The organism is Cupriavidus campinensis (genome assembly GCF_905397395.1).
Lineage (GTDB): Bacteria > Pseudomonadota > Gammaproteobacteria > Burkholderiales > Burkholderiaceae > Cupriavidus > Cupriavidus campinensis.
In genome coordinates this window covers 13,149-38,630 of sequence record NZ_CAJPVH010000038.1, presented here as the reverse complement: position 1 = coordinate 38,630, position 25,482 = coordinate 13,149, and the positions used below count along the sequence as shown (strand labels likewise).

The window sequence follows — 25,482 nt, the reverse complement described above, 5'->3', positions numbered from 1 at the left end:
ATCGAATAGGGGAGCCAGCTTGTTCGCGACCTGGGCATTGGTCATTGGCGCGCTGCTGATCACGATGGGGTTGATCGACTCCATGGTGAAGCGCCTGCCCATGTCCCCGTCCGGCCTGTATCTATTAGTGGGGATGGCGCTGGGGCCGGGCGGGGCCGGGCTGATCGTGCTTGACCTGACCGACCCGGGCCACGTGAAGGTGCTGGAATGGATCACCGAGCTGGCCGTGCTCGTCGCCCTGTTCGGCGTGGGCTTGCGGATGCGGGTGCAGATGACGTACCGCGTCTGGCGCCTGCCGGTGCGGCTGGCCAGCGTGGCCATGCTGCTGACCATCGGCGGCGTGTGCGCCGTGGCGGCCGGGTGGCTGCAGGTGCCGCTGGGCGTGGCGGTGCTGCTCGGGGCGATCCTGGCGCCCACGGACCCCGTGCTGGCCTCGGACGTGCAGATGGCCGATACCGAGGATCGCGACGTGGTGCGCTACAGCCTGACCGGCGAGGGCGGCCTGAACGATGGCACAGCATTCCCGTTCGTCATGCTCGGCCTTGGCCTGCTGGGCTATCACGAGCTTGGTCCGTGGGGCGGGCGCTGGATGGCGGTCGATCTGGTCTGGAGCACGCTTGGCGGGCTGGCCGTCGGCGGGCTGCTGGGCTGGCTGGCCAGCAAGACCATCCTGGTCCTGCGCCTGCGCTTCCACGAGGCGGTGGGGCTGGAGAGCTTCCTCACGCTCGGCCTGATCGGCGTCTCCTACGGCGCCGCGCTGTTGCTTCACACCTACGGCTTCCTGGCCGTGTTCGCGGCGGGGCTGGCAATGCGGCAGGTGGAGCGCCGCGAGAATCCCGCCACCTCGCCGGCGGAGGTCATGGGGCCGCTGCATACGGCCGATGTCGAGACCACCTCCACGCACGCGCGCAAGGCTGCGGCCTACCTGACCCATACCGCCTCGGAGTTCTCGTTCAATATCGAGCGGCTGGCCGAACTGTGCGTCACCCTGCTGATCGGTGCGATGCTGACCCGGGAGGTCTTCCACGCCCAGTACGTGGCGCTGGCCCTGCTGCTGATCTGCCTGATCCGGCCGCTAGCGGTCTATGCGTCCACCTTCGACCTGCCCCTGGCGCGCGGCCAGCGGCGCCTGACCGCCTGGTTCGGCATTCGCGGCATCGGCTCGCTCTACTACCTGGCCTATGCCCTGACGCACGCCGCCGGGGAGGAATGGCGTTCCTTCCTGATCCACGCCACGCTGTGCACCGTGGTGTTTTCCATCGTCCTGCACGGCCTGACGGCCACGCCGCTGATGGCTTTTTATCAACGGCTGCGGCGCTAGGTGACCACTCAGCGCCACGCAACGCCTCTCAGCGCCGCTGCGCCAGCCCGATCCCCGCGGCGATGGTGACCAGCCCCACGCCGTGATACCAGTGGGGGGACTCGCCGAGCAGCAGCGTGGAGAGCAGGGCGGCGAACACCGGCGTCAGCGTGATGAAAAACACCGGCAACTGCGCGCCGGCCCGGGCGATGGCGCGGTCCCAGGCGAAGTAGGCCAGCAGCGAGGGAATCGTCGCCACATAGAGCAGGATGCCCAGCACCTTGCCGTTCCAGGGGATGGGGGCCGGCAGGGTCATCAGCTCCCACGCCGTGACAGGCGCGCTGGCCACCACCCCAGTCACGATCTGCGCGAACAGCAGCACCGGCAGGGGCAGGTCCGGGCGATGCTTGCGCAGCAGCCAGGTGTAAGCGCTCCAGGCGATGGTCGCCGCGAGCATGAACAGGTCGCCGGGCACGAAGTCCAGCTGCGCCAGCCGCCCCAGATCCCCGCGCACCAGCACGAAGGACACCCCTACCAGGCACAGCAGCGCGCCGGCCACATGCCACGGCCGCATGCGCTCCCTGAAGAAGAGCGCGCCGATAATCAGCAGGAACAGCGGCGTGGAGGCGCCAATCAGCGTCACGTTGATCGGCGTCGAGGTGGTCAGCGCGAGATACTGGAACGCGTTGTAGCTGGCAATCGACAGCACGCCCATCGCCGTGAGCAGCCCGGCATGCCGGCGCAGCGTGGCGCGATGCTCCACCACCCCGCGCCAGGCGTAGAGCCCCAGCAGGGTCCCGGCCAGCACCCAGCGCACGAAGTTCAGGGTGATCGGCGGAAACGTACCGGCGGCCAGCCGCCCGACGATGGCGTTGCCCGCCCAGGCCAGTGGCGGGAAGGTGAGCAGGAACAGGGTGGCCCCGTCGAGGCGTCGGGTGGCGCTGGCATGCATGGGGGTGGGGAGGGCGTCGTGGGGATGCGGGATTATCCGCCAGGAACGCCTTGAGCGCTGCGGAACGCTATCCTTGGCCGCTCGACAGAGCAATCGTTGACCGGCATTTCTTGCGGGCGAAGTTTGCACATCCCCAGAATGGCCGTTCGGCATTTTTCACCGGGTTCATGGCCACGCCGCAGCGCGCGCAAATCGGCCGCCAGAACTCTCCCTCCGTGGCCTTTCGTAGCAAGGGGGCTTTTCTCTCTGCATCCAGCATGCTGAGGCGTTCGACAAATGTCTCGCCGTCAAGCAGCAGTACCTTGCCGGCGGCCGCTTCAACCTGGGCAGGGCGAGTGAAGGTCGACATCGTGACGAATACCCCTTCCTTGACATTCTCGCGCGCCATGACGCCCATCAATGCGCGAATTTGATCGACATCAACACGCTTCCGTCGCCAGCCTTTGCATTGAATCAGCTTTACGGGCTCGGGCATGTCCCTGAAGTAGAGGCGGATATCAATGCCGCCGTCGGCGCCGTGGCTCTTTTTGTCGGTCCGGAAGCCATGTGCAGCAAAGTATGCGCTGCACAGTTCCTCGAACCGGTTCCACGACAAGCTCCGAAGCAGGTCGAGCGTGAATTCGTCAGTGGGGATTCGGGGTCGATCAAACTGCAGAAGCAGCTTCTCCCGATCCTTTTGGTCATCTTCCTGCTTGCCTTGCAGGGCTTTGCCAGCCTCCACAAATTGGGCGGCCGCATCCATGGCCTTCTGCAGCCAGCCTGCATCGCTGCCCATTTTGTCCCCAGTCCGTGATTCCGTTTTTTTTTGCATGCTAGTCAGAGCCGTTTGCGCCTGCACACCGGCCTTCTGGTTTTTACCCGGGGGACAGTAGCATCTGTTCCGCCACGGCCGCTGCTCGCCACAAGGGGGGTGTTGCGACAGGCCAACGGCATAGTCGGCCCCGATATTCCCCCTAAGGCGCCCGCTGCACCCGATACACCTTGCCGCTCGTGGATGAAGTCCCCGGGTCGGCCAACACATAGAGTTCCTGCGCGGCGTCGGTGCCGAAGGAGTAGACGCTGCCGCTAGCGGTGACCGGCCAGTCCACCAGCTCGGAGACGGCGCCGTCGCGGTACAGGAAGCTGGCCAGCTTGCCGGTGCACAGGTCGGTATAGAAATAGCGGCCCTGGAGTTCGGGCAGGGCTGCGCCGCGATAGACGTAGCCGCCGACGATGGCGCAGCCGCCGGCGTCGTGGCTGTATTCGAAGACGGGCGGGGTCAGGCCGGCGGGGTCGCAGGGGGTGGCCCCGACGCAGGCGGTGCCTTCCAGGCGGTCCCAGCCGTAGTTAAGGCCGGCGCTGGCCGTTGGCACGGCGTTGACCTCCTCGCGCTGGCCCTGGCCGACATCGGCGATATAGAGCAGGCCATTCGCATCGAACGAGAACCGCCATGGGTTGCGCAGCCCCATGGCCCAGATCTCGGCCCGGCCACCCCCGCCGCCCGTGAAGGGATTGCCGGCCGGCACGGCGTAGCTGGCGCCGCTCACGTCGATGCGCAGGATCTTGCCCAGCAGCGTGTTGCTGTTCTGGGCGTTGTTGGACGGGTCGTTGCTGCCGCCGCCGTCGCCGGTGCCGATGTAGAGCATGCCGTCCGTGCCGAACGCGAGCTGGCCGCCATTGTGATTACTGGCGCCCGGGTGCGGAATCGACAGCAGCACCGTGCCGGTGGGGTTCGCCGCGTCCGGGTTGCTGGCCGAGACGGTGTAGCGCGCCACGGTGATCGCCCCGTTCTGGTCGGTGTAGCAGACGTAGAAGCGCCCGCTGGTGGCGTAGGCGGGGTCGAACGCCATCGAGAACAGGCCGCGCTCGCCGTCGGTGGTGGTGAGGCTGGAAATGTCGAGGAAGGCCGTGCCAGGCACGCTGCCGTCCCGCACGATGCGCACCCGGCCGGCGCGCTCCACCACGAACAGCCGGGGGTCGTTGGCGGGTGCGGTGAGGAAGATTGGCGCCGCGAAACCGTCCGCCACCTGCGCCAGCGACAGCCGCATGTCCGAGGGCGCGCCGTAGCTCACGCCGATGGTTGGCGCGGTGTTGGCGGCCACCATCGCAGTCTGCACGGCCTGCGAGGGCTGGTAGGACGTGGAGCCGGTCAGCACCGGGGCCGCCGTCACGGTGTAGGTGCCGGCCACGAGGTTGCCCAGCGTGATGGTCTGGGCGGCGGTCTGCCGATACCCACCCGGCCCGTTCACTGTGATGTTGGCGGGCGTGCCGGCGGGCAGGCCGGAGACCACAACCGTGAGCGTGGCGGGCGTGCCGCCGCTGGTGATCTGGATGTCGCCGCTGCTACCACCGCAGCCGGCCAGCCACAGCGTGACGAGGCCGAGCAGACGACACAGCATCCATCGATGTGAACGAATCATCACTGCCACCCCCTCGCCGCGTTGCCAAAGCCTTTGTATCCTAGGTCGGTCTGAGCCGGGGCAGCAGGCAATCGAGCAGCACGTCGAAGGCGGGGCCGATGTCTTCCTCGGGCACGCAGGCATAGCCCAGCAGCAGCCCGCGCCGGAGCGCCGGCCCCATGAAATAGCGCGACAGCGGCCGCACCAGGATGCCGCGCGCGCGGATGTCAGCCGTCAGCGCCACATCGTCCACGTGATCGGGCAGGCGCAGCACGAGGTGCAGCCCGGCGTTGCTCGCGTGTTCGTGCAGCGCCTCCGTCCCGAGGTAGCGTTCGATCAGCCCGGCCAGCACCGCGCGCCGCCGGGCATAGAGCGGCCGCATGCGGCGGATGTGCGCGGCATAGTCGCCGGCCTGCATGAACTCGGCCACGGTGGCCTGCGTCATCAGGTGGCCGGCGCGGTACAGGTCGGAATGGGCGGTCTGGAAGGCCTCCGTCAGCCCCTTCGGCAGCACCAGATAGCCCATGCGCAGGCCGGGGTAGAGCGTCTTGCTGAAGGTGCCGATGTACAGCACCGGCGCGTCCGGCTCCATACCCTGCAGCGACGGAATCGGCTGGCCGGAGAAGCGGAATTCGCTGTCGTAGTCATCCTCCACGATCCAGCTGCCGTGCCGCCGCGCGAACTCCAGCAGCGCGCGCCGCCGCCGCAGGCTCATCACGGCGCCCAGCGGATATTGGTGCGAGGGCGTGACGAAGATAAAACGCGGCGCGGGGGCGTCGGCCTCCGCCTCGGGCAGGCACAGCCCTTCGGCGTCCACGGGCAGCGGCACCATGCCGATGTCGCTGACCTGCAGCACGCCGCGTATGCCCCAGTAGCCCGGCTCCTCCACCCACGCCTGATCGCCCGGCGAGCCCAGCATGCGCGCCACGAGGTCGATCGCCTGATGGATGCCTTCGGTAATCAGCACCTGATCCGCGTCGCAGCGCACGGAGCGCGCCACGCGCAGGTGGGCCGCCACGGCCTCGCGCAGGGCCGGCAGGCCGCCGCCGTGGCTGTAGCTGAGCCATTCGGGCTGCGGCCGGCGCCACAGCCGCGCGGCGAGCTGCGCATAGCGCCGATGCGGAAAGCGCGTCAGGTCCGGCACGCCGGGCATGAAGGCGCCCCATTGCGTGGGCGATGCGGCGGCACTGGAGACCAGCCGCTGCCCGCGCGGCGAGAGGCCCGGCATGGCCGGTGCCGTGGCCGGCGCGCTGTCCGCGGCGGTGGCGTTCAGGTAGCGCTCGGGCGCTGTGTCGGCCACGAAGGTGCCGCTACCCGTGCGGGCGCGCAGGTAGCCCTCGGCCAGCAGTTGCTCGTAGGCAAACATCACCGTGTTGCGGGACAGGCCGAGTTCCGCCGCCAGGTCGCGCTGGGGCGGCAGGCGCGTGGCGGGCGCCAGGCTGCCGTCCAGGATCGCCCCCCGGATGCAGGCGTAGAGCGCCCGATTGAGCGGTTGGTCGGTCGGCTGGCCGAGCCGCTGGAGCAGCAGGTCGCCGCAGATCGATTTCACATTGGCACCATCGAATTTGTCAAAGTGGCGCTGGATTGTAGGGCCAAAGGAGATTGGAATGCACGTCACACCTGTCACTCCCTGCCCCAAGACCTCGGACCCATGAAAAACAGCGAACTGAACCAATCCCGTGCCCAGGCCACGCCGCGAGGCGTTGGCGTGATGTGCGATTTCTATGCCGACCGGGCCGAGAACGCCACCCTGTGGGACGTGGAGGGCCGCCAGTACACCGACTTCGCCGCCGGCATCGCCGTGCTGAACACCGGGCATCGGCATCCGCGTGTGATGCAGGCCATCGTCGCCCAGCTCGACCGCTTCACCCACACCGCCTACCAGGTGGTGCCGTACCCGAGCTACGTCACGCTGGCCCAGCGCATCAACGAGCTGGCGCCGGTGCCCGGGCCGAACAAGACCGCGCTGTTCACCACGGGCGCGGAAGCCGTGGAGAACGCGGTCAAGATCGCGCGCGCCCACACCGGCCGCCCGGGCGTGATCGCCTTTTCGGGCGCCTTCCACGGCCGCACGCTGCTGGGCATGGCGCTGACCGGCAAGGTGGCGCCGTACAAGGTCGGCTTCGGCCCGTTCCCGTCGGACATCTTCCACGCGCCGTTCCCCAACGCCCTGCACGGCGTCAGCACGGCGCAGGCGCTGCAGGCGCTGGAGGGGCTGTTCAAGACCGACATCGATCCCAACCGCGTGGCCGCCATCATCGTGGAGCCGGTGCAGGGCGAGGGCGGCTTCCAGCCGGCCCCGGCCGACTTCATGCGCGGCCTGCGCGCCGTGTGCGACCGCCACGGCATCGTGATGATTGCCGACGAGGTGCAGACCGGCTTCGGCCGCACCGGCAAGCTGTTCGCGATGGAGCACTACGACGTGCGGCCCGATCTCGTGACGATGGCCAAGAGCCTCGCCGGCGGCATGCCGCTGTCGGCGGTGTGTGGCCGCGCGGCCATCATGGATGCCCCGCTGCCGGGCGGGCTCGGCGGCACCTACGCGGGCAACCCGCTGGCCGTGGCCGCTGCGCACGCGGTGATCGACACCATTGCCGAGGAACAGCTGTGCGAGCGTGCCAACGCACTGGGCCGGCAGCTTAGCGAGCACCTGACCGCGCTGCGCGCGAGCTGCCCGGCGCTGGCCGAGGTGCGCGGGCTGGGCTCGATGATCGCTGCCGAGTTCCGCGACCCCGCCACGGGGGCGCCCAGTGCCGAGCACGCGCAGCGCGTGCAACGCCGTGCGCTGGACGCCGGCCTGCTGCTGCTGACGTGCGGCACCTACGGCAATGTGATCCGCTTCCTCTACCCGCTGACGATTCCGCAGGCGCAGTTCGACGCCGCGCTGGGCGTGCTGGCGCAGGCCATGGTCGAGTAAGTCAGACGCCATGGCGGGGCACGCCCAGCGTGCCCCCGCGCCAAGCCGGTGCATCGCCCCGGCCAACTTCCGCACGAGGAAGGGGGCGGGAAACACTCACCTCAACACCTACCTGACACGTGCCCATTCGGTGTGGCACGCATGTTGCGGATAAGAGCCAGCGCGAACCTGCGCAGAATCCACGAGAGACCAACCATGCGTTTTAGTAGATCGACGAATTTCCGGGCACTCATGACGGCTTCCGTGCTGGCCGCGCTGGCCGTGTCGGCCATGTCCTCCACGGCGGCCATGGCGCAGGCCACGCGCGACTGGCCGACCCAGCCGGTGCGCATCGTCGTGCCGTTCCAGGCGGGTTCCGCCACGGACCTCATCACGCGCCAGCTTGGCGTGGGGCTGGGCAAGGAGTACGGGCAGAGTTTCGTGGTGGAGAACCGGCCCGGCGCCGCCGCGATGATCGGCAGCGAGGCCGCCGCCCGCGCGCCCGGCGACGGCTACACGCTGCTGATGTCCGGCCCGGCGTCGATGGTGACCAACCGCTTCCTATATAAGAAGCTCAGCTACGACCCGGATGCCTTCGAGAAGGTGGCGGTGGTGGCCATCACGCCGAATATCCTGCTGTCGAACCCGTCGCTGCCGTTCAAGACGCTGCCGGAGATGGTCGCCTACGCCAAGGCGAACCCCGGCAAGCTGACCTATGCCTCGTTCGGCTCGGGCACTACCTCGCATATCGCCGGGGAGATGCTCAAGGCCGTGGCCGGCATCGACATCGTCCACGTGCCCTACAAGGGCGCCGGCGAGGCGATTCCCGCGCTGCTCTCGGGCCAGGTGTCGATGTACTTCGACACCATCATGACCGGCCTGCCGTTTGTGAAGTCCGGCAAGCTGCGCGCGCTGGGCATGTCCACCGCGAAACGGTCCCCGCAGGCGCCGGAGATCCCGACCATCGCCGAGCAGGGCTACGCCGGCTTCGACATCGCGCCGTGGTACGGCATCGTCGCGCCCAAGGGCACGCCGGCGGACGTGGTGACCCGCCTCAACGTGTCGATCAACAAGCTGCTGAACACGCCGGACTTCCGCGAGAAGCTGGCCGCCACCGGCGCCGAGCCGCGCGGCGGCAGCGTCAGCGACTTCGCGGCGATGGTCGATGCGGAAATTCCCCGCACCGGCAAGCTGGTGAAGCAGGCCGGCGTGACCCTGCAGTAAGGTCCGGGCTCAGCCCAGCTCCAGCGCCCGGCCGCGCGCTTCCATGGTGCGCCGGGCGATATTGAGCTGGTGGATCTGGGTGGTGCCTTCGTAGAGGCGGAACACGCGCACATCGCGGTAGAAGCGTTCCGCCACGGTGCGCGCCATATAGCCGCTGCCGCCGAAGACCTGCACCGCGCGGTCCGCCACGCGGCCGCACATCTCGGAGGCGAACATCTTGCACATGGACGCCTCCATGGTCACGTCGCCGCCGCTGTCGCGCTTGCGGGCCGTCTCCAGCACCAGCGCGCGCGCCGCGTGCACCTCGGTGTTGCTGTCGGCAATCATCTGCTGCACCAGCTGGTAGTCGGCGATGGGGCGGCCGAACTGCTCGCGCGTGGCGGCGTAGCGCACCATCTCGTCCACCAGCCGGATGGCCGGGCCGATGCACAGCCCGGCCAGGTTGATGCGCTGCTTGTTGAGCGCCTTCATGGCGGTCTTGAAGCCCCGGCCCGGCACCTCGCCGACGATGGCCGAGGCCGGCACGCGGCAATCTTTCAGGTACACATCGCCCACCGGGGAGCCGTGCTGGCCCATCTTGCGCTCCGCTGGCCCGGTGCTCAGGCCCGGCGTGCCGCGCTCGATCAAAAAGGCGCTGATGCCGTGCGCGCCCGGCGTGTCGGGGTCCGTGCGGGCGAAGACCGTGAACAGGTCCGCCAGCGGGGCGTTGGTGATAAAGCACTTGCTGCCGTTGAGCACGTAGTGGTCGCCATCGCGCACGGCCACGGTGCGCAGCGAGGTGGCGTCCGAGCCGGCCTCGGGCTCGGTCAGCGCGAAGCAGCCGGTGATCTCGCCGGAGGCCAGCCGGGGCAGGTAGCGCGTGCGCTGGGCCTCGGTGCCGTCTGCCACCAGCGATTCGGAGGCGATGCCGGTATTGCCGCCAAAGCGGGCGCGGAACACCGTGGCTGCTTGCGACACCTCGATATTGACCAGCGTCAACTCCTCGGCGGTCAGCCCGGCGCCGCCGTACTCGCGCGGAATGCTGTGGCCGAACAGGCCCAGCGCGCGCATCTGCGCCACCACGGGCTCGGGAATGACATCGGTGCGATCGATCTCGGCTTCCAGCGGGATGCAGGTTTCCAGCACAAAGCGGCGGATGTCGGCCAGCAGCGTGTTCAGGGCGGAGGGATTGCTAATCATGGGAGGTCGCCTCTCAGGAAAGAATTATTGGGCGGTGATGCCGGACGCCTTGAGCACGCGGGCCCACTTGCGCGATTCGGCATCGACGTATTTGTCGAAGGCGGGCGCGCTCTGCGGGGTCACGTCCATGCCAAGGTCCTGGAGCCGGCTGGCGACATCCGGCGCGGCCACGGCCTGGGCCACCGCGTCGGCCAGCTTGCGCACCACGGCGTCCGGCGTCTTGCGCGGCGCCACCAGCCCGAACCACGCGCCGGCCTCGTAGCCGGGCAGGCCGGCGGCCTCGGCCACCGTGGGCACGTCCGGCATGCCGGGGTAGCGCTTGGCGGAGGTCACGGCCAGCGCGCGCAGCTTGCCGGACTTCACGTGCGACTGGGCGATGGCCACCGTGAGCGGCATCATCGACACCCGCCCGCCGAGCAGGTCCGTCAGCGCCTCCGGCTGGCCCTTGTATGGCACGTGGGTGATCTGCACCCCGGCGCTCTGCGCCAGCAGCGCGCCCGCCAGGTGGTTGGAGGTGCCGACGCCGGCGCTGGCATAGGTGAGCTTGTCGGGATGGGCGCGGGCCTCGTCGAGCAGCGCCTTGAGCGTCTGCGCGCTGGAGTTGGCCGGCACGGCGATCACGTTGGGAATCATGCCGAAGCCGCCGATGGCGCGGAAATCGCGCTCGGCGTTCCAGGTGATGCTGGCGTTGAGCAGCGGCCCCACCGCGTGGCTGGGGCTGACGGCGAGCAGCGTGTAGCCGTCCGGCGCCGAGCGGGCCACGCCGTCCGTGCCGATGGCGCCGCCCGCGCCGGCCTTGTTCTCGACGATGACCGGCTGGCCCAGCGTCTTCGACATCCGCTCCGCTACCACCCGCGTCACGGAATCCACCACGCCGCCGGCGGAGAAGGGCACGATGATCCGGATCGGATGGTCCGGGAAGCGCGCCGCGCTCTCGTTGGCCTTATCCGCTGCCTTATCCGCAGCCTGAGCGGCCGCTGACCAGAGGGCCGATGAGGCTGCCATCAGCAGCGCGCAAGTGAGCCACCCGCGACGCGAGCGGGCCAGAATCTTCATGCCAGACATGGTTGTCTCCGTATAGCGTATAGGACGATGGTCGTCGATGGGTCCGGCGGCCTCTGCGGGCCGTCCGGGTGGCCTGGGCGCGATGGCCGGCTGGCTATCGCATCAGGCCGAATTCGATTTGTCGCACGGCTTCCAGCAGCTTCGGGGCGACTTCCCGTTCCAGATAACCGTCCTTGTCACGCAAGGCCGAGATCGAACAGTTCAAGGCAAACGGCTCCTGTTTCTGCATGCGGATCGGCGCGGCAATCGCGTGGATCTCGGAGCGCCACTCGCCCGGGCTCAGGCAGTAGCCGCGTGCGGGAAAGTGCTGCTGCTCCGCCGTCCACATCGGTTTCTCCACGCGAAACCGCTCCGGGTCTTCCACGCGCAGCCGGTTCAGCACCGCCGTGCGCTCCTCCGCGCTGCACCCGAGCAGCAGCGCGCGGCCAATCGACGTGGACAGCACGGGCCGGGTGCTGCCGATGTCCGGCTGGTACACGTTGGTCGGGTCCAGCCGGCAGCTATCCACGTACACCACGGTCAGCCGGTCCCGCATGCCGAGGTTCACCGTGCAGCCGGTTTCCCGCGCGATGGCCTCCATGTAGGGGCGGGCCACCTGGCGGATCGGCAGCGCGGCGAGCATCGGGTACGCCAGCGCCAGCACGCCCGAACCGAGCCGGTATTTCTGCGTGCCGGGCACCCGGCTCAGGAAGCCCAGCAGGCACAAGGTGTAGGTCAGCCGCGACACCGTGGCCTTCGGCAGCCCGGTGCTGACTACGAGGTCCTGGTTGCCCAGGATTGGCCGGGCCGGCGTGAAGGCCCGCAGTACTTCCACGCCGCGCGCCAGGTTGGTGGCGAACTGTCTGTCGTGGGCCAGCTCGTCGGCGCTGGCCAGGCCGGAAATCGTGTTTGGGTCCATGGCGGGGGTGCGCTGGGGTGGATTCATCTTGGTTTCCGCAGGTCGGGGAGTCAATGATGAACCGGAACGGTTTCGCTGTGCGAAACCCTGCTTGCAAGGCGGGTCCGCCGAGCCCACCCTCGTCTCACCGTGCTTTTTCCCTTTCTTCCTGGCGACGACATGCACCCCTCCGAACGCAATTCCGCACAGCGGACCCCCTCCGACTCGCCCCAAGGCGGCCCGCTGCGCGGCGTGCGCATCCTCGACATGGCCACCGTGGTGGCCGCGCCGTTCTCCGCCACGCTGTGCGGCGACATGGGTGCGGAGGTGGTCAAGCTGGAACTCCCGGACGGCAGCGACCCGCTGCGCGGCCTGGCGCCGGTGAAGGACGACCTGTCGCTGTACTGGAAGGTCACCAATCGCGGCAAGCAGGGCATTTCGCTCGATGTGCGGACGCCCGAGGGCCGGGCGCTGTTCCTGCGCCTGCTGCCCGAGTTCGATGTGCTGGTGGAGAACTTCCGCACCGGCACGCTGGATCGATGGGGTCTGGATATCGCCACCCTGCATCGCGCCAACCCGCGCCTGACCGTGCTGCGCCTGACCGGCTTCGGCCAGACCGGGCCGTATGCCGCCAACCCGGGCTTCGCGCGGATCTTCGAGGCGATGAGCGGCTTCACCAACCTGTGCGGCGAGGCCGCCGGCGGGCCGATGCATATGAACTACCCGATCGGGGACATGGTGGCGGGGCTGTTCGGCGCGTTCTCGATTGCCACGGCGATTGCCGAGGCGCGCGGCGCGCCGGAGGGGCCGGGGCGCGAGATCGACCTGTCGGCCACGGAGGCGCTGCTGCGCCTGCTGGAGCCGCTGGCGGTGGAGTACGAGCAGCTCGGGCAGGTGCGCGGGCGCTCCGGCAACCGGGCGACCTACACCGCGCCGTCGAACATGTATCGCACGGCGGACAACCAGTGGGTCTCGCTGGTGGCCTCGTCGGACGTCACCTTCCGGCGGCTGGCCAAGGCCATGGACCGGCCCGATCTGGCGGAGTCCGCCGACTATCGCCGCAACCCGGACCGCATCCGCAATATCGGCCCGCTGGACGACCTGATCGTGGCCTGGTTCGCCGCGCAGCCGTATGACGCCATCGCCGCCGCGCTGAAGGTGCACGAGGTGCCGTTCAGCAAGGTGTTCACCATCTTAGATGTGATCGATGATCCGCATTTAAAGGCACGCGAGGCCATCGTCCGGCTTGAAGATGCCGACCTCGGCACGATTCCGGCGCCGTGCGTGGTGCCGCGCTTCTCTGGCTACCAGCCGCAGCCGCCGCGCAGCGGCCCGGCCACGGGCGAGCACAACGCGGCAGTCTATGGCGCGATCGGGGTCACCGCTGCGGATCTCGCGGCGCTCAAGTCGGCCGGCGTGGTTTGATCGATGTCAGGAGCAGCCATGCTGGAAGGCGTGCGGATCGTGGAGATCAGCGGGCTCGGCCCCGGGCCGTTCTGTGCGATGCATCTGGCCGACCTCGGCGCCGATGTGATTGCCGTGGAGCGGCCGGGCGATGGCGCGCCGGGGCAGCCGCGCAAGCTGGTCAACCGGGGCAAGCGCTCGGTCGTGGCCGATCTGAAGACGGCGGCGGGGCGTGATTTCGTGCTCGACCTGATTGCGGACGCCGACGCGCTGATCGAAGGCATGCGGCCCGGCGTGATGGAACGGCTGGGGCTGGGGCCGGAGGTCTGCATGGCGCGCAATCCCCGGCTGGTCTATGGCCGGATGACCGGCTGGGGCCAGACCGGGCCGATGGCGCAAGTGGCCGGCCATGACAACAACTACACCGCGCTGTCCGGCGCGCTCTATTACAACGGGGCGCCCGACGCGCCGCCCTCGACCGCTTTCGCCGTGACCGGGGACGTGGGCGGCGGGGCCCTGTACCTCGCCGTGGGCCTGCTGTCCGGCATCCTGCGCGCGCGGGGCACGGGCGTCGGCACGGTGGTCGATGCCGCCATCGTCGATGGCTCGGCGCACATGCTGCAACTGCTGCTGGGGGCCAAGGCCAAGGGCTATATCCACGGCGAGCGTGGGCGCAACCTCCACGACAGCTCGCACTTCTACGCCACCTATCGCTGCGCGGATGGCCAGTTCATCACCGTGGGCGCCATCGAGCCGCAGTTCTACGCCTTGCTGGTACAGGCGCTGGGGCTGGCCGGCGACGCCCGGTTTGCCCGGCAATGGCAGCGCGAGGCGTGGCCGGAACTCCACCAGCATCTGGCCGAGGTCTTCGCCACCGACACCCGCGAAGGCTGGTGCCGCCGGCTGGAAGGCACGGACGTGTGCTTTGCGCCGGTACTGAGCCCGGCGGAGGCCGCCGCGCATCCCCATAACGTGGCGCGCGGGGTCTATGTGGAGGCGGATGGCTTCCTGCAGACCGCCCCGGCACCGCGCTTCGACGGCGCGGTGCGGCCGGTCGGGCGCATTCCCGCGCCGGGCGCGCATGGCGACGAGGTCCGGGCCGGGCTCCAGACCGGCAGCCCGTGGCGCGAATCAGCGTGAAGGTGGCGGGTGACGCTCAGGCCACCCGGTCGCGCGTACGCCGGGCTACGTCCCGGGTCCAGGGGAATGCCGACCAGTAGCGCTCGGCAAACTGCTCGATCTCGCCGCGCTGCTTCAGGGATAGGCCGATCATGTCCAGCCCCTCCAGGAACATGCGGCGGTGCCGCGCGGACAGCTCGAACGGGTATTCGCCGGCCGGGGTGCGCACCCGCATGGCCGCGACGTCGATAGTGATGACGTTGTCGCTGTCGGCATCGACGTCGTTCATCAACTGCTCGATCACCTCCCGGGGCAGCATCACCAGCAGCAGGCGGTTGTTCATGGCGTTCGAGTAGAAGATCTCCCCGAAGCTCGGCGCGATGACCGCCTGCACGCCGAACTGCTGGAGCCCCCACACCGCGTGCTCGCGGCTGGAGCCGCAGCCGAAGTTGGCGCCGCCCACCAGGATGCGGGTGCCGGCGTAGGCGGGCCGGTTCAGCACGAAATCGGGGCGCGGCTGGCCGGCGGCGTCGAAGCGGTGGTCGTAGAGCACGCCCTGGGCCAGCCCGGCCTTGTCGATCCCGCGCAGGAACTGCTTGGGGATGATCTGGTCGGTGTCGAGGTTCTCGAAGCGGATGGCCGCGCCCTTGCCGGTAATGGTTGCTTGATCAGACATGGGAGACCTCCAGCTTGCGGACATCGGTAATCGTGCCGGTGATGGCGGCGGCGGCGGCCATGGCCGGGCTCATCAGGTGGGTGATGGCGCCGCGCCCCTGGCGGCCTTCGAAGTTGCGGTTGGTGGTGGAGGCGCAGCGCACGCCATCGGCCAGCACATCGTCATTCATCGCCAGGCACATCGAGCAGCCCGGCTGGCGCCATTCGAAGCCGGCGGCGGTCAGGATGTCGGCCAGCCCTTCGCGCTCGGCCTGCGCCTTCACTGTGCCGGAGCCGGGCACGACCATCGCCCGCACGCCTTTCGCCACGGTTTTGCCGCGCACCACGCTGGCTACCGCGCGCAGGTCCTCGATGCGGCCATTGGTGCAGGAGCCGATGAACACGTGCTGGATCGGCGTGCCTTCCAGCGCCGCGCCAGAGGTCAGGTGCGTGTAGGCGAGGGCGCGCGCCACCGAGCGCTGCTCGGCATCGTCCATCTGGTCTTCGGGGAAGGGGATGTGGCCGGACACCGGCAGCGCCTGGTCCGGGCTGGTGCCCCAGGTAACGTAGGGCTCGATGTCGCTGGCATCGAACATGTATTCCATGTCGAAGGTGGCGTCGGCGTCGCTTTTCAGCGTATCCCAGTACTGGCGTGCGGCGGCGCGCTGCGCCTCGTCCATATCCGCTGCACGGCGCAGCACGTAGTCGACGGCGGCGTCGTCCGGGGCGATCAGCGCACCGCGCGCGGCAGCTTCCACCGTCATGTTGCAGAGCGTGAAACGCGCTTCGATGCTCAGGTCACGGATGGCCGTGCCGCAGTACTCCACCACGTAGCCGCGCGCGCCCTGCGCGCCGATGCGGGCGATGATCTTGAGGATCAGGTCCTTGGCCGTGGTGCCCACCGGCAGCTTGCCGTCCACGCGGATGCGCATGGTCTTGGCCATCCGGTAGACCAGCGTCTGGGTGGCCAGCACATGCTCCACCTCGGACGTGCCGATGCCAAAGCCCAGCGCGCCCAGCGCCCCGTAGGTGGTGGTGTGGCTGTCGCCGCAGATCACCACCATGCCCGGCCGGATCATGCCGTGCTCGGGCGCCACCACGTGCTCGATGCCCTGCAGCCGGTCGTTGGTGTCGAACAGCGGAATCGCGTGCCGGGTGCAGTTGTCGCGCAGGTTGGTGGCCTGTAGCGCCGAGGCCGGGTCCGCAATCACGCGGATCGCGGTGGGGTGGGTCGGAATGATATGGCTGACGACCGAGACATTCTGCCCCGGCACCAGCACGCCGCGCCCTTGCTCGTGCAGGCCGGCAAAGGCCTGCGGGCTGGTGTACTCGTTCATCAGATGCAGGTCGCAGAACAGGAGGACGTTGTCCTCGTCGATCCGGGCGACGGTGTGTGCGTCCACCAGCTTGTTGTATAGGGTTCGGGAAGTCATCGCTACGGTCTCTGCTACGGTTTCTGCTTAGGTCATTCGGCGGTGATGCCGCGCTGCTTGATCAATTTCGCCCACATCGGCATTTCGCGCTCCAGGCGCTGGCGGGCGGCTTCCGGCGTGGTCGGGGTGGGCTCGAAGCCTTCCTTGACCATGCGCTCCCTGGTGGCCTGCGCGGCCAGCGCGCTGTTCAGCGCGGTGTTGAGCTTGTCGATGACGGGCTTGGGCGTGCCGGCCGGCGCGAAGACCATGAACCACGTCTCGAACAGGTAATCGGGCAGGCCGGCCTCGGCGGCGGTCGGCACGTTCGGCAGCAGGGCGGAGCGCTTGGCGCCGGTCACTGCCAGCGCGGTCAGCTTGCCGCCCTGCACGTGCTGCTGGGCGGCGGAAATCACGGGGAAGCTCATATCCACCTGTCCGGCGATGGTGTCCACCAGGGCCGGGCCGCCGCCGCGATAGGGCACGTGGACGATCGACACATTGGCCACGGACTTGAACAGTTCGGCCGACATATGGAAGGTGCTGCCATTGCCGGCGGAGCCGTAGGTCAGCTTGTCCGGCGACGCCTTGGCCAGGGTAATCAGTTCCTGCAGATTCCTGGCCGGCACCTTGTTGTTGATCACCAGCACGTGCTGCGAGCTGGCCACCATGCCGATCGGCGCCAGATCCTTCAGCGTGTCATACGGCATGCGCGGGAACAGGCCCGGGTTGATGGCCAGCGACACGGTTTGCAGGCCGATGGTGTAGCCATCCGCCGGCGACTTGGCGACGGCATCCACACCGATATTGCCGCCCGCGCCGGCGCGGTTCTCCACCACGAGGGTGCCGCCGAGGCTCTTCGCCCAGGCATCCGAAATCAGGCGCGCGGCGATGTCTGCGCTGCCACCGGGGGCGTAGGGCACGATCAGGCGGACCGGGCGCTGCGGATAGGACTGGGCCGAGGCCGTGCCCACGACGGCGGTGCAGGCGAGCAGGGCGGTACAGGCGAGGTGGCTGAGCTTCATGGGGTTGTCTCCTTTTGGATAGGTGTCGTTATGGCTGGCATCCTAGCATTTGCCTGCGGCGACATAATTTCGGTCGATGCACTTCATTCGTGCCTCAGATTCATCAATGAGGGATGCACCCGCGCCACACCCAAGGGCCATCCCCTAGTTGACTTCGTTTTTCATGGGCATAAAATCGGTTTCACAAACATGAAAAAAGACGCCCGTGATGCCACGCGGCGGCCGTTGTAGTTCCCTGTTGGAGACAAGCCCCTTATGACCCAAGCTTCACCCGCATCACCCGCATCGGGGCCGGTGTACTTCGTCCGCACCGAGGACGTTGCCGGCTACCACCCCGCCAATCACGTCGGCACGCTGAACCGCCGCATCATCGGGCGCGAGAACGTCGGCGCCACCCAGCTCGAAGTCATCCACGGCACCATCGAACGCGGCAAGGGCGCGCTGCCGCACGCGCATCCGGGCATCGAGCAGGTCTGCTATGTGCTGGAAGGCCGCGCGCGGGCCGAAGTCAACGGGCAGTCCCAGGAACTGGGCCCCGGTGACTGCTGCTTCTTTCCGGCTGAAGCGATGCACGTCTTCACGGTGATCAGCGACGAGCCCGTCAAGCTGCTCGTGGTCTACGCCCCGCCTTACGAGGAATCGCCGGACCGCGTCATCCGTCCCGCCTGAATCCGCGCCGCCTGCCTATATAAGAATCCGAGGAGACCTCCATGCCGACTTTCCGTGCGCGGCGCATGCTTGCCGCCGCCATCGTGGCGTTGCCCGCGCTGGCAACGCTGTCGTTTGCCCCCGCTGTCCACGCTGCTGATAGCTGGCCCAGCCGTCCGATCCGCCTTGTCGTGCCGTTTGCCGCCGGCAGCGGCACCGATGCCGTCGCGCGCATCACGGCCAAGGAACTGGGCGATGCGCTCGGCCAGAACGTGGTGGTCGACAATCGCCCCGGCGCCAACGGCGCCATCGCGGCGGAGCTGGTTGCGCAGGCGGCCCCGGACGGCTATACGCTGTTCATGACCACCAACACCACGCATTCGGCCAATCCGTCGCTGATGAAGAAGCTGCCCTATGACCCGATCAAGGACTTCACGCCGGTCGGCCGCATGGGCAACCTGCCATTCATGCTGGTGATCAATCCCAAGCTGCCGGTCAAGACGGTGCCCGAGCTGATTGCCTATGCCAAGGCGCATCCGGGCATGTCCTACGCCAGCGGCAACAGCACGGGCATCGTCTCTGGCGCCACGTTCTCGCGGCTGGCCAAGCTGGACCTGCTGCACGTGCCCTATAAGAGCACGCCGCCGGCCATGACCGACGTGATTGCCGGGCAGGTGCCGATGATGTTCGTCGACGTGGCCGCGGGCATCGCCAACGTGAAGGCCGGCAAGATGCGCGCGCTGGCGGTGACCACCGCGCAGCGCAGCCGCCTGCTGCCGGACCTGCCGCCGATTGCCGATACCCCGGAGATGAAGGGCTTCGACATCACTTCCTGGAACGGCGTGTTCGCGCCGGCCAAGACGCCGCAGCCGATCGTCGAACGGCTCAATCGCGAGCTGTCGCGCATTGCGTCGAGCAAGGAGGTGGCGCCGCGCTTCGAGGCGCTGGGCTTCGAGGCCTTCGGCCAGAATCCGCAGCAGTTCGCCGGCTTTGTGGCGGGCGAGCTGGTCAAGTGGACCAAGCTGGTGAAGGACGCTGGCATCCAGCCGGAATAACGCGAGACGCCGATGAACTTCGAAAGGACACCTGAACAGAACGCCATCGTTGAAGCCGTAAGCCAGCTATGCAGCGACTTCGGCCCCGACTACTGGGCCGGGCTGGACCAGCGCCATGAGTTTCCCGAGGCGTTTCACAAGGCGATGGCCGGCGCGGGCTGGCTCGGCATTGCCATGCCGGAGCAGTACGGTGGCGCGGGGCTCGGCATTACCGAGGCGGCGCTGATCATGCAGACCGTGTCGGCGTCCGGGGCGGGATTCTCCGGCGCGTCCGCCATCCACATGAACGTGTTCGGCCTGAACCCGGTGGTGGTGTTCGGCTCCGAGGCCCAGCAGGCGGCCGCGCTGCCGCCGCTGATCGCCGGGCAGGAAAAGGCCTGCTTCGCCGTGACCGAGCCGGACGCGGGGCTCGATACCACCCACCTGAAGACGCAGGCGGTGCGCACGGACGATGGCAGCGCCTATCGCGTGGATGGCCGCAAGATCTGGATCTCCACGGCGCAGGTGGCCACGCGCATGCTGCTGCTGGCGCGCACCACGCCGCTGGAAGCCGTGGCCAAGCCCACGCAGGGCCTGAGCCTGTTCTACACGGCGCTGGACCGCAAGCACATCGAGGTGCGCGAGATCGACAAGATGGGCCGCGGCGCCGTGGACTCGAACATGTTGTTCATCGACGGCCTGATGGTGCCGGCGGCGGACCGCATTGGCGAGGAGGGCAGAGGCTTCGAGTACATCCTGCATGGCCTGAACCCGGAGCGCATCCTGATCGCCGCCGAAGCCGTGGGGCTGGGCCGCGCCGCACTGGAAGCCGCCACCCGCTATGCCCGCGAGCGCACCGTGTTCGGGCGGCCCATCGGCCAGAACCAGGGCATCCAGCACCCGCTGGCGCAGGCGTGGATGGCGCTGGAAGCCGCCGACATGATGGTGTGGAAGGCCGCCTGGCTCTACGACAACGGCAAGCCGTGCGGCGCCGAGGCCAACGCCGCCAAGTACCTGGCCGCCGAGGCCGCGCACCAGGCCTGCCAGACCGCCGTGCTGACGCTGGGCGGCATGGGCTATGCGCGGGAATACCATGTGGAGCGCTACCTGCGCGAGTCGTACATCCCGCGCATCGCGCCGGTCAGCGCCCAGCTGATCATGTGCCATATCGCCGAGCGCGTGCTGGGGCTGCCGAAATCGTACTAGTTCGATCAAGCGGCATAGCAGGATAGGCTGGATAGGAAAAAGCCCCGGTGCACGCGCGCCGGGGCTTTCTCATTGCAGGGTTTCCCACGGCCGCGCCATGACGATCGGGAGATCTGACATCGTTGTGTGCCGCGATGCCTTTCAGCGATGAAAACGTCCGCTCATCGTTGAAAAACACAACAGCCGATGCTCATGGCGCGGCGCGCGGCGGCATATCCTTCCCATCTTCAAGCATATGCCGCGCTAGCCTGGACGACCCTGCCCGCCATCCAGACCGCGGAAAACGTGACTTACCTCTAATCTTTACTTGCCAAGCTCGTGGCCAATCACGCCACCGACCACGGCACCGCCCACCGTACCCAGGGCGCTACCGTCGCTCACTTCGTGTCCGACAACGCCGCCCGCGACGGCGCCGGTTGCCGTGCAGCCCGAGAGGGCCCAACAGCATGCGCCCACCGCGAGCGCGCCAGCCAGTCGTTTCCACATGGTTGCTCTCCTGCATTCCGGGGCCGCGCCGCATTGCGTAGGTCTCGCTGATCTGCGATGCGGCGCTCCCGCCACGACTCAAGAATAGGTGGGGCGCCGGGCGCAGCCATTCCGGCGCGCGCCGATTGGGATGTAGGAATTGTCGGACGGCGGGCGGGCCCGCTCGGGCTTGTGTCAAGCCCTCGGCAAACCGGAGGAACCGGCGCGGGCCGGGGGAAAAGGGTAGGCAGGCATAGCGCAATCCCGCTAAAGTCTGGCCTCCATTCGCCGATAACCCCACTGATACCGGGAATTGCACGCTCGCGCGGCGCCACCCCTCAGAATTCCGGCTCTCCGAGCCACTGCTTCGTCACGCGCCACCATGATTTCCCCGAGCTACGACGCGCTTCTCGTCCTGTTTTCCCTGCTGGTGGCCATCCTCGCGTCCTATACCGCGCTGGACCTGGCCGGCCGTATCGCCACCGCACGCGGGCGCTATGCCCATATGTGGCTGGCTGGCGGCGCGGTCGCCATGGGGCTGGGCATCTGGTCGATGCATTTCGTCGGCATGCTGGCGTTCCAGCTGCCCATTCCGCTGGGCTACGATCCGGCCATCACGGTGGGCTCGCTGGGGATCGCCATCGTCGCCTCGGCCTTCGCGCTTAGGCTGGTCTGCCAGGAACACCTGCCCCGGCGCCGGCTGGTGATGGGCGCGCTGGTGCTGGGCGCCGCCGTGGCCAGCATGCACTACACCGGCATGGCCGCGCTGCGCATGCAGCCGGGCATCCACTACGTGCCGTGGCTGTTCGCGCTGTCGATTGGGATTGCGGTGGCGGCGTCGGGCGTGGCGCTCTGGATTGCCTTCCGGCTGCGCCGGAACATGCCGCGCATCCACCAGCTGCGCCTCGGCGCGGCCGTGGTGATGGGCGTGGCCATCGCCGCCATGCACTACACGGGCATGGCGGCGGCCCAGTTTCCGCTCGGCAGCGTGTGCGGCGCGGCGCGTGATGGCGTCCACAGCGGCACGCTGGCGCTGCCCATCCTCGTCATCACGGTCTGCGTGCTGGCGGTGGCGCTGATTACCTCGGTACTCGACATGCGGCTGGAGATGCGCACCGCTGTGCTGGCGCAGGCGCTAGGCGTGGCGAATGAGGAACTCGAATTCCTGGCCCTGCACGACAAGCTCACCCATCTGCCGAACCGCGCGCTGCTGGACGACCGCTTCGCGCAGGCCATCCAGGCCAGCGCCAGCCAGCATGCGCGCTTTGCCGTGCTGTTTGTCGATCTCGACGGCTTCAAGGGCGTGAACGATACCTACGGCCATCACGTGGGCGACGGCCTGCTGGTGGAAATCGCCCGGCGGCTGCGCACGGTGGTGCGGGCCGATGACACCATCTCCCGCGTGGGCGGCGACGAATTCGTGCTGCTGGTGCGCATCGACGAACCCGAGGATGCCGGCGTGATCGCCGAAGGGCTGCTGGAGGCGCTGCGCGAGACCGTGCAGGTGGGCGGCCACGCGCTCCACGTCTCGGGCAGCATCGGCATTGCCCTGCATCCGGCGGATGGGCAGGACCAGGACGCGCTGATGTCCAACGCGGATGCGGCGATGTATCACGCCAAGGCGGCCGGCCGCAACGCGTACTGCTTCTTCGAGCGCTCGATGAATCACCAGGCGCGCACGCAGCAGGCGCTGATCCAGGACCTGCGCGGCGCGCTCAAGCACGGCCAGCTAGAACTGCACTATCAGCCCAAGTTCGCCGCCGTGGGCGGCGAGCTGGTCGGCGCGGAGGCGCTGCTGCGCTGGAACCATCCCACACACGGCCAGCTGATGCCGGACCAGTTCATCACGCTGGCGGAGAAGACCGGCGCCATCGTGCCGATCGGGGACTGGGTGCTCGACGAGGCGTGCCGCCAGCTGGCCGAGTGGCATGCGCTGGGCCATATGGGCTGGTCGATGGCGGTCAACCTGTCGGCGTTGCAGTTCTGCCATGCCGGCATGGTCGAGTCGGTGGGGCGGGCGCTGACGCGCCACGGCGTGCCACCGGGCAGCCTGACGCTGGAAATCACGGAGTCCACGGCGATGCGCGACGTGGAGGCCAGCCTGGCCATCCTCACGCAACTGGACGACATGGGCGTGCGCATCGCCATCGATGACTTCGGCACCGGGTATTCGAGCCTGCTGCACCTGAAGCGGATTCCGGCCAGCGAGCTGAAGATCGATCGCGGCTTCGTGCGGGATCTTGCGGAAGATACGGAGGACGCGGCCATCGTGTCCGCCATCGTGGCGCTGGGCCGCACGCTGAAGCTGCAGGTGGTGGCGGAAGGTGTGGAAACGGCCGCGCAGCGGACCTTCCTTGCCGATCTGGGCTGCGACGCGCTGCAAGGCTACCTGCTGGGCCGCCCGATGCCCGCGTCGCAGTTTCCCGGCGTGGAGCAGGCGGGCTGAAGCCGCCTGCGCGGGAGGGCGGGGCGTCGATCAGGCGCCGCTGTCGAACGCGTCACGCGGGCCGGTGGCGCTGAACGCACCGTCCACGAAGGGGCTGCGGGTGTCGTGCACGGCGCGGGCGCCGTCGGTATAGACATCGCGCGCACCCACGCGGGCGCCGTCGGTGAACGGGTCGGCCGAACGCGGTGCGGCGTGGGCGAGGCCGGCGGTGCCCGCCAGTGTGGCGGCCAGGGCGGCGTAGGCGATGGTTTGTCGGATGGTTTGTCGGATAGAAGGCATAGTGAGACTCCGTTGCGTGTCCCAGGGAGGCGGGAACTGCGTTGGGTCGCGCTGTGTGGCGTCGTGCATGACGGCGCGCACCGGACTGATGGCGACCATGGCAGGCAGTCTAGAAGCGAGCCCCCGACGCCAAGATGACCTATCCATGACAATGCTGTCATGCAGCAAATCTCGCGGAATTACGATGTGCCGCCGCACGAAATGCGGCGGGGGCGGAGCAAAGACCCTGTAGAATCCGTACTGGTCCAGCCATTCAGGGCCATTCCCCCAAAAGGTCTTTCACCAGCCCGCCCACCTGGCGGCGGGCGCCGCACGATAGTCATGTCCGAGTCTGATGCCACTAAACAAGCCGCGGTAGCGTGGATCCGCGAGCAAATGGATCGCCATGGCCTGACGTTCGACGATCTGGTCGAGGCAGGTTGCTTTGCCGATAGCGAAGACGGCGACGTCGTCGCCGTGGAAACCGACGCCCCCCCCGTCGCCGCCACCCAAGCGGAAATGGCGCAAGTACGAGTTCTCTACCGCAATGCGATGGGGCAGACGTGGGACGGTACCGGCGAATATCCCGACTGGCTCCAGCGCGCGGTCAACGCGGGGCAATCGATCGATTTTTATCGCGTGGACTGAAGGGTGGCGTGAGCGCCACGCGGCGGGTTCAGCAGTGAGGGGCCGGACGCTCGACCGGTAGCGGAATGTAGGCGGCTGAGGTGGCGAACGCCGCTGGCGTGGCCATCGGCACCGCGTGCCGATGATGCTCAAGCGCCACACGCGGCAGTTCCGCGAGCACTGGCAGGGGAGAAGGCAGGGGCGAAGGCAGGTTGGCCGCGCTGGTCGCCTCGGTGCACTGGGCCGCATCCGTGTTGATGATGGCGGCTTCGGCCTCGGCCTTGATGGCCACATGCCGCTCCGACATCGACAAACCGGCCACTTCCGCTACGCTGGAGTCCATGACCGCCGCGCTGGCGCCGGAAACGGGCAGGGTGGACAGGGCAAGGCACAACAGGGAGAGGGCAGGCAGGCGTTTCATTGCGGATATCAGGGGCGCGCCAGACGGGACGCACAGGCGGCGTCCTTTCATCATGGCAGCGCGCATTGTACTGGCATTCCACCCGTCAGAACGCTGGCGCCAAGATGACATTCCTGCAATCTTCGCCCATTGCTTGCCTACCTCGGCTAGTGTCGTGGATTCCCCCGCAACCCGAAGCTGTTGTCAGTGACATTCCATGCGCATCCTGATTGTTGAAGACGAACCAAAGGCCGGCGATTACCTGCTCAAGGGCCTCACGGAATCAGGTTTCGTGGCCGATCTCGCCCGTGACGGCGTGGACGGCCTGGGCCATGCGCGCGAGCAGCACTACGACCTCATCGTGCTCGACGTGATGCTGCCCGGCATGGACGGCTGGCAGGTGCTGCGCGAACTGCGCCGCGACAAGGACACCCCGGTGCTCTGCCTGACCGCCCGCGACGAGCTGTCCGACCGCCTCAAGGGCCTGGAACTTGGCGCCGACGACTACATGGTCAAGCCGTTCGCCTTCGCCGAACTGGTGGCGCGCATCCGCACCATCCTGCGGCGCGGTCCGCTGCGCGAGAGCGAGTTCATGGAAGTGGCCGATCTCCAGATCGACGCGATCCGGCGCCGTGTCTCGCGTGCCGGGCAGAAGATCGATCTCACCTCGAAGGAATTCGCGCTGCTGCAACTGCTGGCGCGGCGCCGGGGCGAGGTGCTTTCGCGCTCGCTGATCGCCTCCCAGGTCTGGGACATGAATTTCGACAGCAATACCAATGTGGTGGATGTGTCCATTCGCCGGCTGCGCGCCAAGGTGGATGACCCGTTCCCGCGCAAGCTGATCCACACGCGTCGCGGCATGGGCTACGTGCTCGACGAATCGGACGAGGGCTGAGCGGCCATGGCGCGTCGCTTG

General features: G+C 68.1%; 24 protein-coding genes. 11 read left to right on the top strand and 13 right to left on the bottom strand.

Annotated elements, in window-relative coordinates; all coding sequences use genetic code 11:
- Nucleotides 1-19: 19 nt before the first annotated feature.
- On the top strand, nt 20-1,321 hold the full coding sequence (locus tag KHO18_RS19355) for a cation:proton antiporter (protein ID WP_244844909.1): 1,302 nt from the start codon (nt 20-22) through the stop codon (nt 1,319-1,321).
- A 28-nt stretch (nt 1,322-1,349) separates the two neighbouring features.
- Here the strand turns inward: KHO18_RS19355 and KHO18_RS19350 are convergent, their stop codons facing one another.
- The 4 genes from KHO18_RS19350 to pdxR form a co-directional block, all read right to left on the bottom strand.
- Nucleotides 1,350-2,252: a DMT family transporter gene (locus KHO18_RS19350; RefSeq protein ID WP_211943704.1), complete on the bottom strand. Its 903-nt coding sequence runs from the start codon at nt 2,250-2,252 to the stop codon at nt 1,350-1,352.
- A 67-nt stretch (nt 2,253-2,319) separates the two neighbouring features.
- Nucleotides 2,320-3,063: a restriction endonuclease gene (locus tag KHO18_RS19345; protein ID WP_211943703.1), complete on the bottom strand. Its 744-nt coding sequence runs from the start codon at nt 3,061-3,063 to the stop codon at nt 2,320-2,322.
- A 142-nt stretch (nt 3,064-3,205) separates the two neighbouring features.
- Entirely contained in the window at nt 3,206-4,630 is a 1,425-nt protein-coding gene (locus tag KHO18_RS19340) for a PQQ-dependent sugar dehydrogenase (RefSeq protein ID WP_244844908.1), read from the bottom strand.
- Between the two features lie 61 nt (nt 4,631-4,691).
- The gene (pdxR, locus tag KHO18_RS19335; RefSeq protein WP_211943702.1) at nt 4,692-6,179 is read right to left on the bottom strand and encodes a MocR-like pyridoxine biosynthesis transcription factor PdxR; all 1,488 of its coding nucleotides are present in this window, start codon (nt 6,177-6,179) and stop codon (nt 4,692-4,694) included.
- Between the two features lie 102 nt (nt 6,180-6,281).
- Here pdxR and KHO18_RS19330 point away from each other — a divergent pair, with 102 nt between their 5' ends.
- Entirely contained in the window at nt 6,282-7,547 is a 1,266-nt protein-coding gene (locus tag KHO18_RS19330; protein WP_144197123.1) for a 4-aminobutyrate--2-oxoglutarate transaminase, read from the top strand.
- 231 nt (nt 7,548-7,778) lie between these two features.
- Nucleotides 7,779-8,750 carry a Bug family tripartite tricarboxylate transporter substrate binding protein gene (locus tag KHO18_RS19325; RefSeq protein ID WP_211943701.1) on the top strand — a complete coding sequence of 324 codons (972 nt, stop codon included), beginning with the start codon at nt 7,779-7,781 and terminating at the stop codon, nt 8,748-8,750.
- A 9-nt stretch (nt 8,751-8,759) separates the two neighbouring features.
- Here the strand turns inward: KHO18_RS19325 and KHO18_RS19320 are convergent, their stop codons facing one another.
- The 3 genes from KHO18_RS19320 to KHO18_RS19310 form a co-directional block, all read right to left on the bottom strand.
- Nucleotides 8,760-9,929, bottom strand: coding sequence for an acyl-CoA dehydrogenase family protein (locus KHO18_RS19320; RefSeq protein WP_211943700.1), 1,170 nt, complete (start codon nt 9,927-9,929; stop codon nt 8,760-8,762).
- Between the two features lie 24 nt (nt 9,930-9,953).
- Nucleotides 9,954-10,994 carry a tripartite tricarboxylate transporter substrate binding protein gene (locus KHO18_RS19315; RefSeq protein WP_144197126.1) on the bottom strand — a complete coding sequence of 347 codons (1,041 nt, stop codon included), beginning with the start codon at nt 10,992-10,994 and terminating at the stop codon, nt 9,954-9,956.
- A gap of 94 nt (nt 10,995-11,088) precedes the next feature.
- A complete protein-coding gene (locus KHO18_RS19310) occupies nt 11,089-11,919 on the bottom strand; it encodes an IclR family transcriptional regulator (RefSeq protein ID WP_244844907.1) in 831 nt (276 codons plus the stop codon).
- Nucleotides 11,920-12,051: 132 nt separating this feature from the next.
- Here KHO18_RS19310 and KHO18_RS19305 point away from each other — a divergent pair, with 132 nt between their 5' ends.
- Together KHO18_RS19305 and KHO18_RS19300 are read left to right on the top strand one after the other, a co-directional pair.
- Nucleotides 12,052-13,296: a CaiB/BaiF CoA transferase family protein gene (locus tag KHO18_RS19305; protein WP_211943699.1), complete on the top strand. Its 1,245-nt coding sequence runs from the start codon at nt 12,052-12,054 to the stop codon at nt 13,294-13,296.
- 18 nt (nt 13,297-13,314) lie between these two features.
- Complete coding sequence (locus KHO18_RS19300) at nt 13,315-14,415, top strand: CaiB/BaiF CoA transferase family protein (protein ID WP_211943698.1); 1,101 nt, start codon at nt 13,315-13,317, stop codon at nt 14,413-14,415.
- Nucleotides 14,416-14,431: 16 nt separating this feature from the next.
- Here KHO18_RS19300 and leuD read toward each other — a convergent pair whose 3' ends face one another.
- From leuD to KHO18_RS19285, 3 genes are read right to left on the bottom strand one after another with little or no spacing between them, the layout of a single operon-like run.
- Nucleotides 14,432-15,070, bottom strand: coding sequence for a 3-isopropylmalate dehydratase small subunit (gene leuD, locus KHO18_RS19295; protein ID WP_211943697.1), 639 nt, complete (start codon nt 15,068-15,070; stop codon nt 14,432-14,434).
- Entirely contained in the window at nt 15,063-16,481 is a 1,419-nt protein-coding gene (gene leuC, locus KHO18_RS19290; RefSeq protein WP_144197130.1) for a 3-isopropylmalate dehydratase large subunit, read from the bottom strand. Before leuC ends, leuD begins: the two co-directional genes overlap by 8 nt.
- Nucleotides 16,482-16,513: 32 nt before the next feature.
- A complete protein-coding gene (locus KHO18_RS19285) occupies nt 16,514-17,482 on the bottom strand; it encodes a tripartite tricarboxylate transporter substrate binding protein (protein ID WP_144197131.1) in 969 nt (322 codons plus the stop codon).
- Nucleotides 17,483-17,737: 255 nt separating this feature from the next.
- Between KHO18_RS19285 and KHO18_RS19280 the strand changes: the two genes are divergently transcribed.
- The 3 genes from KHO18_RS19280 to KHO18_RS19270 are packed head-to-tail and all read left to right on the top strand — an operon-like array spanning nt 17,738 to nt 20,370.
- Nucleotides 17,738-18,151: a cupin domain-containing protein gene (locus tag KHO18_RS19280; RefSeq protein ID WP_092299899.1), complete on the top strand. Its 414-nt coding sequence runs from the start codon at nt 17,738-17,740 to the stop codon at nt 18,149-18,151.
- Between the two features lie 41 nt (nt 18,152-18,192).
- Nucleotides 18,193-19,185, top strand: a complete 993-nt coding sequence (locus KHO18_RS19275) for a Bug family tripartite tricarboxylate transporter substrate binding protein (RefSeq protein WP_211943696.1) — start codon at nt 18,193-18,195, stop codon at nt 19,183-19,185.
- A gap of 12 nt (nt 19,186-19,197) precedes the next feature.
- Nucleotides 19,198-20,370 carry an acyl-CoA dehydrogenase family protein gene (locus KHO18_RS19270; RefSeq protein ID WP_144197134.1) on the top strand — a complete coding sequence of 391 codons (1,173 nt, stop codon included), beginning with the start codon at nt 19,198-19,200 and terminating at the stop codon, nt 20,368-20,370.
- Nucleotides 20,371-20,673: 303 nt separating this feature from the next.
- Here the strand turns inward: KHO18_RS19270 and KHO18_RS19265 are convergent, their stop codons facing one another.
- The gene (locus KHO18_RS19265) at nt 20,674-20,856 is read right to left on the bottom strand and encodes a glycine zipper 2TM domain-containing protein (protein ID WP_144197135.1); all 183 of its coding nucleotides are present in this window, start codon (nt 20,854-20,856) and stop codon (nt 20,674-20,676) included.
- Between the two features lie 361 nt (nt 20,857-21,217).
- Here KHO18_RS19265 and KHO18_RS19260 point away from each other — a divergent pair, with 361 nt between their 5' ends.
- Nucleotides 21,218-23,281 carry a putative bifunctional diguanylate cyclase/phosphodiesterase gene (locus KHO18_RS19260; protein ID WP_144197136.1) on the top strand — a complete coding sequence of 688 codons (2,064 nt, stop codon included), beginning with the start codon at nt 21,218-21,220 and terminating at the stop codon, nt 23,279-23,281.
- A gap of 30 nt (nt 23,282-23,311) precedes the next feature.
- Here KHO18_RS19260 and KHO18_RS19255 read toward each other — a convergent pair whose 3' ends face one another.
- A complete protein-coding gene (locus KHO18_RS19255; RefSeq protein ID WP_144197137.1) occupies nt 23,312-23,560 on the bottom strand; it encodes a copper resistance protein CopQ in 249 nt (82 codons plus the stop codon).
- A gap of 321 nt (nt 23,561-23,881) precedes the next feature.
- Here KHO18_RS19255 and KHO18_RS19250 point away from each other — a divergent pair, with 321 nt between their 5' ends.
- On the top strand, nt 23,882-24,187 hold the full coding sequence (locus KHO18_RS19250; RefSeq protein WP_144197138.1) for an H-NS family nucleoid-associated regulatory protein: 306 nt from the start codon (nt 23,882-23,884) through the stop codon (nt 24,185-24,187).
- A 28-nt stretch (nt 24,188-24,215) separates the two neighbouring features.
- Here KHO18_RS19250 and KHO18_RS19245 read toward each other — a convergent pair whose 3' ends face one another.
- Complete coding sequence (locus KHO18_RS19245; protein ID WP_144197139.1) at nt 24,216-24,587, bottom strand: hypothetical protein; 372 nt, start codon at nt 24,585-24,587, stop codon at nt 24,216-24,218.
- Between the two features lie 196 nt (nt 24,588-24,783).
- On the opposite strand from KHO18_RS19245, the gene KHO18_RS19240 reads away from it, so the two are divergent.
- Nucleotides 24,784-25,461 (top strand): heavy metal response regulator transcription factor, encoded by a 678-nt coding sequence (locus KHO18_RS19240; protein ID WP_092299922.1) that lies wholly within the window; start codon nt 24,784-24,786, stop codon nt 25,459-25,461.
- The last annotated feature ends 21 nt before the right edge of the window (nt 25,462-25,482 follow it).